The organism is Pseudobdellovibrionaceae bacterium (genome assembly GCA_020635075.1).
In the GTDB taxonomy this organism is placed as follows: Bacteria; Bdellovibrionota; Bdellovibrionia; order Bdellovibrionales; family UBA1609; genus JADZEO01.
On the sequence record JACKAM010000003.1, the window covers coordinates 160,666 to 175,135 of the forward strand.

The window sequence follows — 14,470 nt, forward strand, 5'->3', positions numbered from 1 at the left end:
TGACCCTTCGTCAGTTCTGAAGTACCGCAAAATTAATCTCACCAAATCCCGCGTGATTGCCCGAGGCGACAATTCGATTGATGTGCTCATAAGAAGTATCTTTGTCCGCCTGAACCGTTAGAGCGGCTTCCGCCTTGGGGTCTTGGTTTTTCTCTGCCCACTCCTTGCGCAGCTCCACTAATCGAGCCACCAGATCGTTGGCACCAACTTCCTTTTCTTCGATGAAGTACTTATCGTCCTTCAGCTTCACCACCGTATTGCGCTCAAGCAGGTGGGTGTTCACAGCCGTCGGCAACTCGGTTCCCTTATCGATATAGAGAACCTCACCGGAGTTCGACATACTGACGAGAAGATAAATCACCAAAATGGAGAATGCGTCGACCAGAGAGGTCAGCATCAGTGCTGCCGCCTGCATATTGCGCCGCTTTCCAGCCTTAGGATTCAGAGACGAGCAACTGTCCACTGAACTCACGAAGCTGTTGTTGTTTTCCAGGCTTGAAAGTGTCGAAATCATGATTCCCTCCTCGTCACTCCGCCTTATAGGGGAGCCACTCCCAAGTTGTTATAGCCAACACCCTTAAGAGCATCCATCAGCTGGATCACATCTCCGTAAGCACTTTTGCTTTCCGGACGGACCAAAGCCATATTGATCTCAGGCAGCTCTGATTTTAGAAGACTGGCAGACTCCTTCAGTGATTCCAGGTTGGGTTTACCGTCCTGATTTTTAATCACCTGGCTGCCAAACTTTCTGGCCACCTTGCTGGGCGCATTCTCAAGTCTCAACTCAAGATTTCCGTCCGGCTTGATCAGAGTCCAAAGTGCAGGCTCTTTCTTGGTATCTTCAGCAGCCTGTCCACCGACGGCCTGCTTGACCTGCAGAGACCCCACTTGAACCCAAACAACGGTTAAAAGCAGGAAGCAGATGCAAACAGACAGCAGCGAAATAAAAGCCACCAGATCGATTTCTGAATCCAGGTTTTTGTCTCTTCGTGACCGACTCACGGCTAACTCCCCAAATATCTATATAGATAGGTTACTGAGCGTTTTGCTGACTCTTTGCTTGGAACTCTTTGATTTCCTGGCTGGCACGCTTGGCCTGAGCCACTGGGCTGTAGCTGTAGCACAACCAGTGAAAGGCCTTCATGGCACCCTGATTGAGGTCTTCAATCAAAATGGTGACACGATTTTGAATAGCCGCGTGAAGAAGCAGAGCCGGAATTGCCACAATCAGTCCGTAGGCTGTCGTGTTCATCGCTTCGGCAATACCAGTGGAGAGCAATGTCGCCTTCTCGGCCGGATTGGCATAAGCAACGGCCGCGAAGGCCTTGATCATTCCTGTGATTGTTCCCAACAGACCGGTCAGTGTGGCCACGTTTCCGATCACTGCCAAAAAGCCAGCGCGCTTTTCCAAGCGTCCAGATTCTTTGTATAAAACCTCATCCATCTTGCCTTGGATTTCATTACGGCCGCCTAAGTTCATGGCAGCTTTGGCTCCAGCAGCAATGGCGCGAGAAACGGGATTCTTTTCTTCCCCATCTTTACCCTGCTTATACACAGCTTCGATCTCACCGCGACGAATGACTTCTTCAAAACCGTCGGCGATGTCTTCTTGGTCCACCCTTCGGCGCATAAACAGCTCAAAGCCGCGCTCGACGATGATGGCAATTGAGAAAACCTGCAGGACAAGAATGGCCCACATAAAAATTCCGCCCTGACTGAAAGCGGCGTTGATCTTAGAAAAGAATTCCATTGTTCTTCCCCTCACTGGAAAAGGTTGTTGCTCCACTTACCCAACAGAGAACTTTTTGCCGGACCACGCCACAGCGGGCCGACTAAATCTTCTATGGATTAATTAACGTGGCGAATCTAACAAAGAGGGGCCATTAGGGACAAAACATTTGATTTTTGTGAAGATATAAGTACTTGTTATGACTCGTCTTTTGCAAATTTTATGAACTTTACTACAATACCAGGTAGAAGATTCCAAAGTGAAAGACCAGGAGCTTTTTATCGGCACTCCTCGAGTAATTGCTTCAAAGTCTGGAAACTTCGCCCCTTGCTGCCCGATCTAGACAGGCTTGAAATTTGTCTATACCTGGGTCTTTCACCCCAAAGTCATCATGCGCTGTAGTAGGCAGCGCAATTTCTTGAATCCCATCCGCGGATGTGGGACTTCTAATGATCAGCGAAAATTCGCAGCACGAGAGGGTGTTGAAAAACTGGGGGAAATCATGTGTTTAGCTTCTAAATGGGGATCTTTGTTTATCGCATTGGGCTTAGGTTTTTCCGGAGCCGTAGCCAAGGCCAATAATCAAACGGAAAAGGCTGGGACTGAACTCCGCCAAAGCAGTCAAGCGGTGCAGCCGGCTCCAGCCAATCGCTGGGCCATGAACCTCACCAGCGGTAGATTTGATTTTGTCGGCACCGAGGCCGCGCGCAGTAACAGTTACAGTTTTGATCGTATTCTAGTTGAAAGCCAAAGTGTGGGCGTGACCTACAAACAAACCAATCAGTTGTCCTTCGCAGCCAATGGAAAATATCTGCAGAACTACTCGGAACTGCGTGCAGGTGGAAAGTTATTTAAGAGTCAAACCGAAGGCTGGGGCGACACCATGTTGTCTTCGACCTACGTAGAACCCATTGATGCCCAACAAACATTGATTAGCACGGTGGGAGTCCAAGTGCCCACGGGATCGGTGACAATCAAAAATCCACGCAAAGTGAATGTGAACCAGGCCTACTACCTGCAAACCGGTTCAGGGACCTATGATGTCTACGGCAGCATGGTTTACATGAAGTCATGGAACCAGCCACTGCGCTCCGGAGCCATGGCCTCTGCCTTGGTGCGCACAGGCCGCAACGAGGAAGATTACCGGCGCGGCAGTGAGTATTCGGCCGCCATGTGGACCGACTGGACATTGAGCTCCTACTTCACACCAGGAGTGAAGTTGAACTACAAACACATTGGCAAATTGGCCGGCGTTGACCAGTCTCTGGGGCGCAATCTCTACACCGAGTACTACCACGCGCCACAAAATAACTGGGATTTGGGTTTTACCCTCAAAGGCAGTGTTCCGATCAAGACACTGGGGAACACGAGCTTCTCCTACGCCGCCGGCATCCCGGTGTTTCAACGACTCAAAAATATCGTCAATCTTCAGGTTGACACCAAATACATAGTCACCGCAGGTCTACAGACAGCGTTTTAGAATGCTTTGTCGAGCCGCTTTCACATTGGGAGCGGCTCACCAGCCCGTTTCATTTGTAGACCAGACACCTGAATCCATCCTAGATCTCACTATGAGATGAGCCCATTTCTAGTACGAATCAAATTCATGAGAATCCTCTCTTAATCCTGAATTCCCCGAAACATAGCCCTCCTTTTGACCGATAATATTGAGTATCAACAAAAGGGGAATTCCGTGGTCCGTATGAGAAGTTTACTCCTTATTGGTTTGACGCTTGGCTTGACCTCTTCCTGCACCCGCTCCAAAGATCCCAACACCAAATTAATTCTCGACACCAGTCCCCTGCAGCAGGTGGGAGCACAAAGTACATTTCCCGCCGACCAAAAACTCTGCTTCGGCGTCAACGTCAAAGGACCAGGGATTTACGGCCCGCCACCCAGCAGCTGTCATCCGCAGCGGGGTGTATGGCACGGTTTTATTGATTCAGGAATGGATATCGTGCTGCCCGTCCCTAATGGGGTGGATCGTAAAGTGGAACTCTACGCCTACGTGGCTGACTCAGGCGACAACTCCCCTTGCCCCCCATGGAACGAATCGATGGACTACAGCAAGGTCTACTTGGCTGGTCAGTCGGACCAGCCCCTGGAACTTTCGGGCGGTGACAAAGTGGTGGAAATCACCGCGTCCTATCCCGGTGCCGGGAATGATGTGAAATCCCAACTCAACTTAGCCACTAACTGCGCAACTCAACCTGGCGGGCCACTCCCAACTATTGTGAATCTCGCTGTCGTCCCGCTCTACGGCACAAATGGCTCCAATTGGAATGATTGGGTGATGGCTGATGGAACCGGTCGGCTGGATGCCTCTGGGTCTGTATGTACCGTGGGCAGTCCTGGCTACTACAGCTGTATCCATGGCGGGGACCTTCGTTACGTCAATGTTCCCGATGTGGCCAGCTGTGCTGGTGTCACCGCTTACGATGACTTGGACTCTTTCAAATGGGAATGTCTTGATGGTTCGGGCAATGTGAAGTTGTATTCCCAATTGAAATCGGAGAGGGGGCTGCGCAACCTGGTCACAGAATCAGGATGGATCCCCAATCGGATTACAGTCAATACTCCGACCGCCATTTATCAAAGTCCGCCGGCAGCTTGGTGGACCAACACAGTTACGTCCTTGATCGACAATTCAGCGACGGCGCCCCAAACCCTCGGCACATCTGGGACCATTTATGTTGCCGATGGACCGCGGGCCTCCAAGGGCTACATCTTTGGGGCGGACCGTATTGGTCTGGTTGTAAAGGGCGGCATGAACTTGGTGCAAATGGGCAACTGTGATACGGCAGCCATTACCGTTGGGTCCGGCAGTAACTTCTGCCTCATCCAGGGAGATACCCGAAACTTCACCTGGATCGAAGGGGACTTCAATGACCCCTCACCTGTGGCCAACTCGTCTGGCCTTCTCTTTAAAAACAGCAACCACAATACGATTAGACAATCGAGTTTTAACCAGTTCTATACTGGAATGTACTTCTACAACAGTCAGAATAACCAGGTACGCCATTCGGCCACTTCAAACTCTGGATTTATGGGGCTGAAGTTTAGCAACAGCGCCAATGACAATCATGTTGAATATTTCCGCTCCTCTAACGAAACCCAATCTGGAATCCAACTGGTGACTTCAAGCCGCAATGTCATGCAGCACCTGAGCATCCATAACAATGGATCTGATGGTGTTAGCTTTGTTTCTGCCGGCGAGAATTACCTGACCGCCGCAGTCATCAGCGGCTCCAACAAGGGCCTGAGTCTCAGTACCGCCCATCAAAACACCATTGGCCTGGTTACCATTGGCAACATGTCCAATCAAGGCGTCTATATTAACGGCAACAACAATACTCTCCATAATGTTCTCGTCGGCAATATCGCTGCACAAGGATTTGCCATAAGCACCGGCTCGACCAATTTTCTTATCAACACCGTCTCAACCCACACGACCGGCGCCGGCTATGTCGTACAAAATGCTGGCTCAGCGGACAATCGACTGCAAGGCTACGTGGGCCTAGGCAACAACACCCAGCTGTGTCAGCTTGCCGGCGGCGCAGTTGTTGCGGGTGGTGTGATCGATCTCACATGCACGACCACGGGAACCGATGGATCCAGTACTTACACGGGCAACAACTCCTCGGCTGTTCTCTGGACTGGCCTCAACCTAAGCACTTCCTTTGTGGGCAACCTGCTGACCGATGACTTTACTAATGGTTCGGACTCATCAGGGTCGGCCAACTACGCCACCACTCTCGACTGGTGGGGATTTGACAACAACTTTCGCGGCTGGGGCAGAAACTCGCCCGCCATGACAGGCCCTGCCCAAGGCCGATGTAACTCGGGATCTTGCCGGATTTGGGATTGGCAACTGACCAGCTCAGACACTTGGCTGCTTAATCGTAGTGGTGCCCTAAATGGTATTAACAGTGCCTTCGTCAAAGGTGGCACCTGCCCGGTTGAAGTGGGCGGTTCGGTGACCACCACTGATCAGAAGCCCACACCCAACACCTATCTCACCAATGCTGTCGAGATTATTGGCGACTTCGTGGGCGATGAAGATGGTCTCTGTGAAAGCAACGAAGGTTGCGTCTACACGCCCAACGTCGGCGCTTACCAAGGGCATGGGGAGATCACGGGTGCCGATTATTGCGCCTTCCAAAACGGCACAGTCAGCAACGTGTACATGATGGCCCACCCACTCAATGGGATATGATTGTCTCTGGCCCCTTTGATGATTCATCTCCGCAGTACGAATTCCAAGTTGGGTATACGTCCTCCTGCGATCAATAGGCTTAAAACCTCAACCATACGTCCGGCAGCAGCGCTCTCGCTCAGAGCGCAGCACCAAGCCGAACTCGGTTTTAACCATATTGATCCTCCGGAGTCCGTCTTCTCAACTCAAAATTCGGTAACCGCTTCGATTAAGGGCTTCACCCACTCAAGGCGCTGATGCTTCGCCTATTTTAGGCAAGATTAAGGAAAGGCCGGGTTCAGATTTGACTGAGGGCTTGGCGGATTTTTTCGGGTCGGAGGGGGTCCATTTTTGGGTTAAAGGGGGCGGCCCGCTCAGCGCAGTCGGTGAGTTCACAGCGCTCACAGCTTTCGGCTGTCTCCTTGGCCGGAATGTTTGGATCACTCAGATAGGAAATGGTTTCTTCCACCTTTTTGTTGATCAAAACACCTACGGTGATTGCCGCCAAATCCCCGTTGGGCACATCTTTTTTGAAGGCCATGGACCAGGCCAAATAGTCGGTATCAGAGCCGCGAAAGTGAGATTTTTGGCAGCCGAGAGAAAAATCGTCGCCACCACCCGCCTGCATCTTCTCCAGAAGTCGAGTGGTCAGCCAACGGCGGCAATAGTGCTCGTTACCTGAAATCTTGTGAGGATTGTGTCTTTCCGCCAGGTGTAGCTCACGCACCACCTGAAAGCGGTTCTCCATGGCCTCATAGTCGAGCCGCAAAAAGAACAGGTGATCAATGCCCAACTCCCTGGGTAAGAGCTGAGTCATGCGATGAAAAACACTCTCCACCGGGCTAGCATAGGAAAGTGCCCACTCCTTCATCGCTGGGCCATCGAAGGCCTTGGCCTTAAACAACTTCTTTAGGCCTGTCACAAACTCCCGTTCAGGAATTAGAAGTCCACTGGCAAAATAGGAGGCCGAAAAGTGATTGAGCAACTGCTGAAAGGAATCCAATGACTGGATGATGCTGCTCATGGGCCTTTCATTGAGCTTCAGGTAAACATAGCCCAATTCCCGAGCCAAAATCAGAGCCTCTTCACGAGACCCCAGTCCCTGATGAAGGTAAAGAGTGGAGTCTTTGCCATTGCTCTTGAGGTAATAAAACAAGTTCTCCAGGCTGGTGCTGACTTGGGTGAAGTCAGATCTCACCACTTCAATATTGTAATCCTTCTTGAGAATTGCCCTGAGCTGAACCGCCACTTCCGCCGGGCCACGGGTCACATCCAGTCCTTTGTCCCTCCGGCAAACTTCAACTTTCTCCTCTAATGAGGGAAAGAAGTTCTGGTGCAGATCCAAGTAGGCGCGCAAAGTGGCGTAGTAAAACTCATCGATGGATATATTGTGGGCTCGGGCCAACTCCAAAAGAGTTCCGATCAGAGCCCCCATCTTTCGGGGTCGCTCGGAAAGCAGCTCATAGACTACCTGTGCTGGAATGCCAAACAGATCAAAGGGAACACCGGTGAGAATGTTCTTTTCCAAAAGCTGACTCACCAGACTTAGCTCGCGCTTAAGCTTGACGGAAATCATGTCCTCATAGGATTCACCCAGAGCCTTGGCCAAAATCATGATCTTGTCGCTCTTCGGGTACTTCTTACCCTTTTCAATTTCGTTCAGATAAGAGGGCGACATCCCCGTCTTTTCCGAAAGGGCCTTTAACGACAGCCCCTTGTCCAAGCGCAGTCCGCGCATCTTCATTCCGAAAATGTACTTAAGGGTTTCTTGATCTAAAAGCATGGGGGCACAATAGTCGCTCTCTGCGGAGCTTTTCAAATTAATGGCGGCATACTGCCATGCGTCTATGGCGATTTTCCTTACCAGTGGCCCGTTTCAGGACCTGCCTGTCAGAAATCTGGTCACCTCTGGTGGCTTTTACCCGGTCTGTCAGAAGCACTTGTCCCCTGCCATCCCCTCGGGGTAGATAGGGCCATGCAAATACCTCAAATGCCTGAACTCTTGGCCCCAGCTGGATCCTTTGAAAAACTGCGCTATGCCTATGCCTTTGGCGCCGATGCCGCATATGCGGGCATCCCTTTTTTCTCACTAAGAGCCCGAGAAAATGAGTTCTCTTTGGAGGAGCTGAGCAAAGGCCTGGATCTCGCCCGAAGCTTGGGAAAAAAGCTTTATCTCACGGCCAACATTTTTAGCCGCAACAGAAAGATCCAATCATTTTACTCTCACTTAGATCAGTGGGCGGAGCTGAAGCCCGACGCTTTGATCATGAGTGATCCCGGACTGATGCTGATTGTTCGCGAACGCTATCCGGAAATCCCCATTCACCTTTCGGTTCAGGCCAACTGCATGAACTGGCAGGCTGTGCGTTTTTGGCACCAACAAGGTGTTGAGAGAATCATCCTTAGCCGCGAGCTAAGCCTAGGTGAAATTCGCACCATTAAAGAGAAAGTTCCTGAAGTCGAGTTGGAAGCCTTTGTCCATGGAGCGATCTGCATTGCCTATTCAGGACGCTGCCTGCTTTCTTCCTACATGAGCTATCGAGATGCCAACCAGGGTGTTTGCGACAACTCCTGCCGCGAGAAGTTTCACGTCTATAAAACTGAAAAGTCAGAAGAGAACTTCTTTGTTGAAGATCTACGCAATAAAGGTGAGTTTTACCGCCTGGACGAAGACGAAAACGGCACCTTTATTATGAATGCCAAAGATCTGCGCCTCATCGAACACTTAAAAGAAATCATGGAAGCAGGTGTCTGCTCCCTTAAGATCGAAGGGCGCACCAAATCGGTCTATTATGTTTCCATGGTTGTCAGAGCCTATCGACAAGCACTCAACGATATTGCCGCCGGACGGGCCTTTGACAGTAAGTGGGTCGAAGAGTTGGAAAAGATCGCTAATCGAGGCTACCACAAAGGCTTTATGATGGGCGACCCGGAGACCCAAGACCACAATTACACTTTGGGCGCCAGTCGGAGTTCCCGACAGCGATTTGGAGGCCTGGTTCGACCGGACGAGCAGACCTACGAGGGCTGGATGCCAGTTGAGATAAAAGGACCTGTTTCCATTGGTGATCGCTGTGAATTGATTCATACTGACGGTTCATCAGAATGGTTTGATGTGACCGCCATTCGCACGGCTAAAGGTCAAGAAGTGAGCAAGGCGAACCCCGGTATTGGCGTTTTCCATATTCCGGTTGACCAGGCTCCTAGGGATTGTTCCATTCTAAGTGTGAACATTGACAGTCCCCAATAGGAGTCCTGAGTGAGCGAATCTTCGACAAATCCCGAACTTCAACGTCTGCGGCAAAAAATGGATCGGATCAATCTGCAGATGGCTGAGTTGTTTGTTTCTCGTCTGAATTTGGCGGGAAAGATTGGCGAGATCAAAAAACAACAGGGCCTTTCACTCTATGATGCCAAAAGGGAAGAGGAAATGTTGGCCATGGTGTTGGATCAACTCAAAAAAGACGATGTAGCACCATGGGTGAGATCCTATCTCACCCGCACTTTTGATCTGACTTTGGATTATCTGCGAAAATCTTAGTGTAGAACTAGCTTTCGACCGGCATGACGCCAACCTTGAGACCTTTGACATCATAAAGCTTCTTGCCATCAGCAATGACTTCACCGTCACCGATTCCCATATAGAGGGGCGCGGTCTTCACCCGCTGCATCTCCACCTTGTAGATGACTTCCTTATTTTCAGGAAGGATCTGACCGGTGAACTTGACCTCTTTCGCTCCGAGGGCACGTCCACGTCCTTGAGCACCACGCCATCCCAGATAAAATCCCAACAACTGCCAAAGGGCATCTAAACCAAGGCAGCCAGGCATCACCGGATCAAATTTAAAGTGACAACCAAAAAACCACAGGTCAGGGCGTACTGTCAGCCGAGCTTCAAGATAGCCTTTTTCGTGGGCCCCGCCGACGGGGTCAATTTTGGTGATTTCATCAAACATCAGCATGGGAGGTACAGGCAGGGGCGGAAAATGGGGCCCGTGCATACGGCCTTCGCCACAAGCAATGAGTTGTTCGTAATTATATGAAAATAATCGATCAGATGGGTGACCGGCCAATCTCTCTTTTACTGTTCCGCCAGCGACTTCAGTATTCATCCCCAGGCCTCCTTAATGCATAGTCCCTATACCTACCAAAGGGGAACTGGAGAAGACAGCAAATTCGGGAAATATGGGGATTTTAACTAAATTGGTCAAACCACTGGGAAACAGATAGGGTGGGTAGCTCCAGCCTGGCACCAAAAGCCAGGGGGCAAAAGGCGATGCTCTGCCAACAGCAGGCAGAGCTATTCACCAGGCCGCTGCCCTTGATCGGAGGACAAGTGTTATAGAGGTCTTCCAGAAGCTCAAAGGTCCACAACCCCTGACCAATTCGATTTTGAGCTTTGATCAACTGAGCCAACTTCTTTCGTCTGGTTGGGTTTTCCATCGACCAAAATACGGATTCGAGTTTTGCCTCGCGCGCTACCTCCACCATGTAGGGCAAAATCCAACGACTACCCAAAAGCCAAACTCCACCACGACTCATACGATATGCAGGATCCAAGTAATGCCGGGTAAATGCTCGAGCAGTTGTTTGCGGATAATGAGGGGGGCAATGAAGTCCAGTAAACATCACGATGCGATTTTGTTGTTGTCGATCCACCAACAGGCAGAAAGACAGAAACTTCTTATAGTCTTCCCCCATGTTCACATAGTTGCGCATCAACGGATGCTGATCACTTTCAAGAGCCTGGCGGAGAAAGACATTGAATTGTTTCTCCCACTCTCCGCTTGGGTGACGAATCAAATCAATCACCTGAAAGCGAGTTGGCTCGGAGAATCCTCCATCACCCTGTAGAATAGGTTTCCCGTCAATCATCTTCACTGCGAATTAATTCCTTTCTCCCTATGCTAAATCGAAAACTGGACCTAATCTATACTCTCACCCGGGGGCGGGATCTTGGCAAATTATGAGGCGTCAAGCAATCCATCCTTTTATCCCATATTGTTTCGCCTTATTCTTAAACGAAGTGCTAAGTTGAAAACCCTCTACCAATATTGCGAGAATAATGAGTCGAGCTCCACGAAGAGCCCTTTGCCAAGGGCCCGATGCTATTGACAGTGAAGTGAGTAAAACACCGATGGAACTACTTAAGTCCTCTTCCTATCCTGAGCAAGGGCCAGCTGTGTACTCCGTTAAACACAACCCCTTTGAAACTCTTTACGTGGATCTAACCTACAAATGCAACATGACTTGCCAATACTGTTACAATCCAGTGCGCACACTGCCCGATCTGGACGTCGAGTATTTTCGTCAGGTCGTCGAACAATTGCCACGAACAACTCTGATTCGCCTGTTAGGAGGAGAGCCCACTCTCCACCCCCGTTTTTTTGAGTTTCTGCAAATCGCTCGGGAGCACCGTCACCTTGTCAGTATTGTGACTAATGGCAAAACCCTGAGCCGCCCAAGTTTCGCCCAGAAGCTCCGTGATCAGAAGATTCCCATGGTGATAGGGATGAGCTTGGACGGCGGCCGTCACCGTGAAGATTGGTATCAGGAAATCAACAACGAAGCCTGTGGCAAATTCAAATTGGCTGCTCTGGAAAACCTCGCTCAAGTCGGATTCAAACGACTTTGCCTTTCGGCTATTATTGTCCGCAACCTCAACGAGGACGTAATTCCCGATTTGATTTCCCTGTGTCGAGAATACAAGGGGGTCGTTCGCTATCTTCATTTTCGTACAGCAGCGCCACTGGGCCGCTGGAATAAAAAGTATGGCTTACCCTACACAGCCCCTGAACTCAAAAATCTACTCACTTCCTATATTGGCGAGCAACCAGTTCTTAAACCCCAGCGTTTGATCCGCGACGGCAGTCAGGCCACAGATGGCCATGGGAGTCCCCTTCCTCGTCACGAAGAGGGCTTTCCGGAAAGAGTCTGTCGCTCCTGTTGCTATGAATTCTGGTTGGATGGGCATCTCCAGATTGGGCTCATTGAATTTGGATCTCAAAGGGCTTCGATGTGCTGGAGGCGGGGCAAGCTGATGAGAGATTTTACCGTCCAACCCTTTTTCGAGAATATGAACTACTTTTCCCAGCAAGTTGCACTTGGACGTGACTGAGAGTGTGAGTACCCAATGGCAGTAGAAATACAAAAAATTGACAGCCTGCCTTTTCGCCAGTGGATGATCGAGGAAAACCCCTTTCCCGAGCTCTTTATTGACCTCACCTTCCGTTGCAATATGAATTGCCTCATGTGCTACTCAGACTCGGGCGGATCGGCCGCAACGCTTCCGCCCGATTTGGAAATTAGTCAGTTTACCGAGCTATGTAAAAGACTGCCGAGACCGACGATCCTAGCGATGGTTGGTGGCGAGCCCACTCTTCACAAAGACTTCTTCTCCTTTATCGCCACTGCCCACCAGTATGGCCATCAAGCCTTCGTCACCACCAACGGCATTCGCTTTGCCAAAGATTCTCATTTTGTTGCCGAATTTGCCAAGGTTGCTCATCGGGGGAATAGCCGAGTCCACTTGGACATCAGTGGAGGTCTCAACCCAGACCTATGCCAAAGCATCCACGGCCAGGACACCTCAGAAATGAAGGTTCGCGCTCTTGAACACCTACAGGAGTTCAGGGTGGGAAAGGTGCTCCTCGCCTGCGTTCTCATCCGGGGCCTCAATGAATCAGCAGTCGCTGACGTCTTCGCCCTCGCCGATACCTACAAACGCATTGTGCGCATCGTAAAGTTTCGCGCACAGGGGCACAATGGCCGATTTGTTGATGAGTCTTCCCCTTATCGGACCTCCGAGATTATTGACCTGCTCAAACCTTATGTTTCTCCCGCGCAGTTCTTGAGAGCGGTTAAACTCAGCGGTCACCTTGAAGGGCGATCCTACTCCCCAGACCCCCGCTGCAAGGGGAAAAGTTGCTGTTTTCACTTTCAACCTCATTCCCGTCTTGAGGTGAACATCCTGGAGTGTTTTACCGGCCAGGGAATCTGTTGGCGCAAAGGAAGACTGAATTCAGATTTTAAAATTGAGCCGGTATTCGAAAGTTATGAACTGGCTGTTGATCGCAGTGGAGTTTAGGAAATCAAATGGATTGTGTTCTCTGCTCTCTTCCCAAATATGCGCTCACCAGCCCATTACAGGGACCTGCAATCCTAAAGGCCGCCTTGGCGGCCCATGGGTTCTCCAGCCAGGTTTTGGATCTGAATCAGGAGATGGGACGACGCCTTGGTGATCTGTTTCCCAATCTCAGTTGGGAGGACCTTGAACCCTTACTCCTCATGCACCCCTCTTACAGTCGAATTCGACCCCAGATCCAGCAACTGTGCAAGGAGTGGGCCCAACGGATTGCTGCGCTTCAACCCAGGAGTGTCGGGGTGAGTATTTTCACTGACCGCAGTGAATGGATCGCTGAGGATTTTCTGCAAAGCCTGAGAACCCATGTCCCATATGCGAAAATAATTATCGGCGGAGCTCACTGTGAGTATGTGGCCGACCGTTTTGTTCAACTGAACCTTGCTGATTATGCGATCATCGGCGAAGGTGAGCAAATCCTGCCTGAGCTCCTCATGGGAGGATTTACTGATCCCCGAAAAGTCATTAAAATCCCATTTCTAAACGACTTGAGTCTGGTACCGATTCCTGATTATACGGATTTGAATATGAATCGCTACTACGGGCTTTATCTAAGCGCCTCTCGCAGCTGTCCCCATCACTGCCGCTTTTGCGAGGTCTTTAAGCGGTTCGGCCCCTTCCGCCTGCGTCCCGTCGGCCAAGTGATGGATGAACTCCGTACCCTGGCCGGTAAATACCCCCACCTTAAACTGTTTTATTTTACGGATAGCTTGCTCAATGGAGATATGGGTTACTTTCGCGATCTCCTCCAAGAACTGTCTAGGAGTGACCTTGACATAACATGGGAAGGGTTTTTGACAGTGCCTAACGAAAAGCAGATGACCCCTGAGGATTTTGATCTGCTTTCCCAGTCGGGCGCCCACCTGGTCAAGATTGGGGTTGAATCCGGCAGTCCGGAGGTTCGACAGCACATGGGAAAAAAATTTGACGAGAGGGCTCTCGTGTACACCCTAAATCAATTGGGCCGTGTGGGAGTCGCCGCAGACTTGTTATTTATGACGGGGTATCCTACTGAATCGGCAGATGACTTCCAACAAAGTCTCGATCTTCTCGAACGCCTCGCCCCCTACTCCCAATCTGGCGTCATCGCCCATATTCGAGTGGCCCCCACGGATATCGTGGCCGGAACCCCACTGTGGCGACAGAGGGAAAAATTGGGAATAGGCCATGACGCTGGTGGAGAGTGGTTCTTGGGCCCGAATACCAGAAAAAGGCGGGCCGAATTGACGGAAATCATGAGATCTCACGCCAAACACTTTGGTTTTAGGATTCGTGAATCTCAGGACAAGGAAAGAACTGCCGTGTACCGGCACCCCAAATTTGATCGCAGCGACACCGGAAGAAATCTTGCCCACATGACAAACAAAAAGACTGGCACCTCCGGCACCAGTCTTTCCTAACCTTC

Annotated in this window: 13 protein-coding genes; 7 read left to right on the forward strand and 6 right to left on the reverse strand. The window is 50.6% G+C overall.

What is annotated here, in order from left to right; all coding sequences use genetic code 11:
• Window positions 1–10: 10 nt before the first annotated feature.
• Genes H6624_15205 through H6624_15215 form a run of 3 tightly spaced genes read right to left on the reverse strand, consistent with a single transcriptional unit; the run spans window position 11 to window position 1,750 of the window.
• Window positions 11–514 carry a biopolymer transporter ExbD gene (locus tag H6624_15205; protein ID MCB9085693.1) on the reverse strand — a complete coding sequence of 168 codons (504 nt, stop codon included), beginning with the start codon at window positions 512–514 and terminating at the stop codon, window positions 11–13.
• A gap of 23 nt (window positions 515–537) precedes the next feature.
• On the reverse strand, window positions 538–1,002 hold the full coding sequence (locus H6624_15210; protein MCB9085694.1) for a biopolymer transporter ExbD: 465 nt from the start codon (window positions 1,000–1,002) through the stop codon (window positions 538–540).
• Between the two features lie 31 nt (window positions 1,003–1,033).
• Window positions 1,034–1,750, reverse strand: coding sequence for a MotA/TolQ/ExbB proton channel family protein (locus tag H6624_15215; GenBank protein MCB9085695.1), 717 nt, complete (start codon window positions 1,748–1,750; stop codon window positions 1,034–1,036).
• Between the two features lie 481 nt (window positions 1,751–2,231).
• Here H6624_15215 and H6624_15220 point away from each other — a divergent pair, with 481 nt between their 5' ends.
• Together H6624_15220 and H6624_15225 are read left to right on the forward strand one after the other, a co-directional pair.
• Window positions 2,232–3,209, forward strand: a complete 978-nt coding sequence (locus H6624_15220) for a hypothetical protein (GenBank protein MCB9085696.1) — start codon at window positions 2,232–2,234, stop codon at window positions 3,207–3,209.
• A 222-nt stretch (window positions 3,210–3,431) separates the two neighbouring features.
• Window positions 3,432–5,945, forward strand: coding sequence for a right-handed parallel beta-helix repeat-containing protein (locus tag H6624_15225; GenBank protein ID MCB9085697.1), 2,514 nt, complete (start codon window positions 3,432–3,434; stop codon window positions 5,943–5,945).
• A 277-nt stretch (window positions 5,946–6,222) separates the two neighbouring features.
• Here the strand turns inward: H6624_15225 and H6624_15230 are convergent, their stop codons facing one another.
• Window positions 6,223–7,707: a helix-turn-helix domain-containing protein gene (locus H6624_15230; GenBank protein ID MCB9085698.1), complete on the reverse strand. Its 1,485-nt coding sequence runs from the start codon at window positions 7,705–7,707 to the stop codon at window positions 6,223–6,225.
• Window positions 7,708–7,899: 192 nt separating this feature from the next.
• On the opposite strand from H6624_15230, the gene H6624_15235 reads away from it, so the two are divergent.
• Complete coding sequence (locus H6624_15235) at window positions 7,900–9,174, forward strand: U32 family peptidase (protein ID MCB9085699.1); 1,275 nt, start codon at window positions 7,900–7,902, stop codon at window positions 9,172–9,174.
• 9 nt (window positions 9,175–9,183) lie between these two features.
• Window positions 9,184–9,465, forward strand: a complete 282-nt coding sequence (locus H6624_15240; GenBank protein ID MCB9085700.1) for a chorismate mutase — start codon at window positions 9,184–9,186, stop codon at window positions 9,463–9,465.
• A gap of 7 nt (window positions 9,466–9,472) precedes the next feature.
• Here the strand turns inward: H6624_15240 and fabA are convergent, their stop codons facing one another.
• Window positions 9,473–10,036: a bifunctional 3-hydroxydecanoyl-ACP dehydratase/trans-2-decenoyl-ACP isomerase gene (gene fabA / locus H6624_15245; protein MCB9085701.1), complete on the reverse strand. Its 564-nt coding sequence runs from the start codon at window positions 10,034–10,036 to the stop codon at window positions 9,473–9,475.
• 82 nt (window positions 10,037–10,118) lie between these two features.
• The gene (locus tag H6624_15250; protein ID MCB9085702.1) at window positions 10,119–10,805 is read right to left on the reverse strand and encodes a hypothetical protein; all 687 of its coding nucleotides are present in this window, start codon (window positions 10,803–10,805) and stop codon (window positions 10,119–10,121) included.
• Window positions 10,806–10,989: 184 nt separating this feature from the next.
• Here H6624_15250 and H6624_15255 point away from each other — a divergent pair, with 184 nt between their 5' ends.
• The 3 genes from H6624_15255 to H6624_15265 are packed head-to-tail and all read left to right on the forward strand — an operon-like array spanning window position 10,990 to window position 14,465.
• Entirely contained in the window at window positions 10,990–12,042 is a 1,053-nt protein-coding gene (locus tag H6624_15255) for a radical SAM protein (protein MCB9085703.1), read from the forward strand.
• 15 nt (window positions 12,043–12,057) lie between these two features.
• Window positions 12,058–13,011 carry a radical SAM protein gene (locus H6624_15260; protein MCB9085704.1) on the forward strand — a complete coding sequence of 318 codons (954 nt, stop codon included), beginning with the start codon at window positions 12,058–12,060 and terminating at the stop codon, window positions 13,009–13,011.
• Between the two features lie 8 nt (window positions 13,012–13,019).
• Entirely contained in the window at window positions 13,020–14,465 is a 1,446-nt protein-coding gene (locus H6624_15265; GenBank protein MCB9085705.1) for a radical SAM protein, read from the forward strand.
• Window positions 14,466–14,470 lie beyond the last annotated feature (5 nt).

Coding starts and splice junctions, on each gene's coding strand:
- H6624_15205 (MCB9085693.1), bottom strand. CDS start 514: ATGATTTCGACACTTTCAAGCCTGGAAAACAACAACAGCTTCGTGAGT.
- H6624_15215 (MCB9085695.1), bottom strand. CDS start 1,750: ATGGAATTCTTTTCTAAGATCAACGCCGCTTTCAGTCAGGGCGGAATT.
- H6624_15220 (MCB9085696.1), top strand. CDS start 2,232: ATGTGTTTAGCTTCTAAATGGGGATCTTTGTTTATCGCATTGGGCTTA.
- H6624_15225 (MCB9085697.1), top strand. CDS start 3,432: ATGAGAAGTTTACTCCTTATTGGTTTGACGCTTGGCTTGACCTCTTCC.
- H6624_15230 (MCB9085698.1), bottom strand. CDS start 7,707: ATGCTTTTAGATCAAGAAACCCTTAAGTACATTTTCGGAATGAAGATG.
- H6624_15235 (MCB9085699.1), top strand. CDS start 7,900: ATGCAAATACCTCAAATGCCTGAACTCTTGGCCCCAGCTGGATCCTTT.
- fabA (MCB9085701.1), bottom strand. CDS start 10,036: ATGAATACTGAAGTCGCTGGCGGAACAGTAAAAGAGAGATTGGCCGGT.
- H6624_15255 (MCB9085703.1), top strand. CDS start 10,990: ATGAGTCGAGCTCCACGAAGAGCCCTTTGCCAAGGGCCCGATGCTATT.
- H6624_15260 (MCB9085704.1), top strand. CDS start 12,058: ATGGCAGTAGAAATACAAAAAATTGACAGCCTGCCTTTTCGCCAGTGG.
- H6624_15265 (MCB9085705.1), top strand. CDS start 13,020: ATGGATTGTGTTCTCTGCTCTCTTCCCAAATATGCGCTCACCAGCCCA.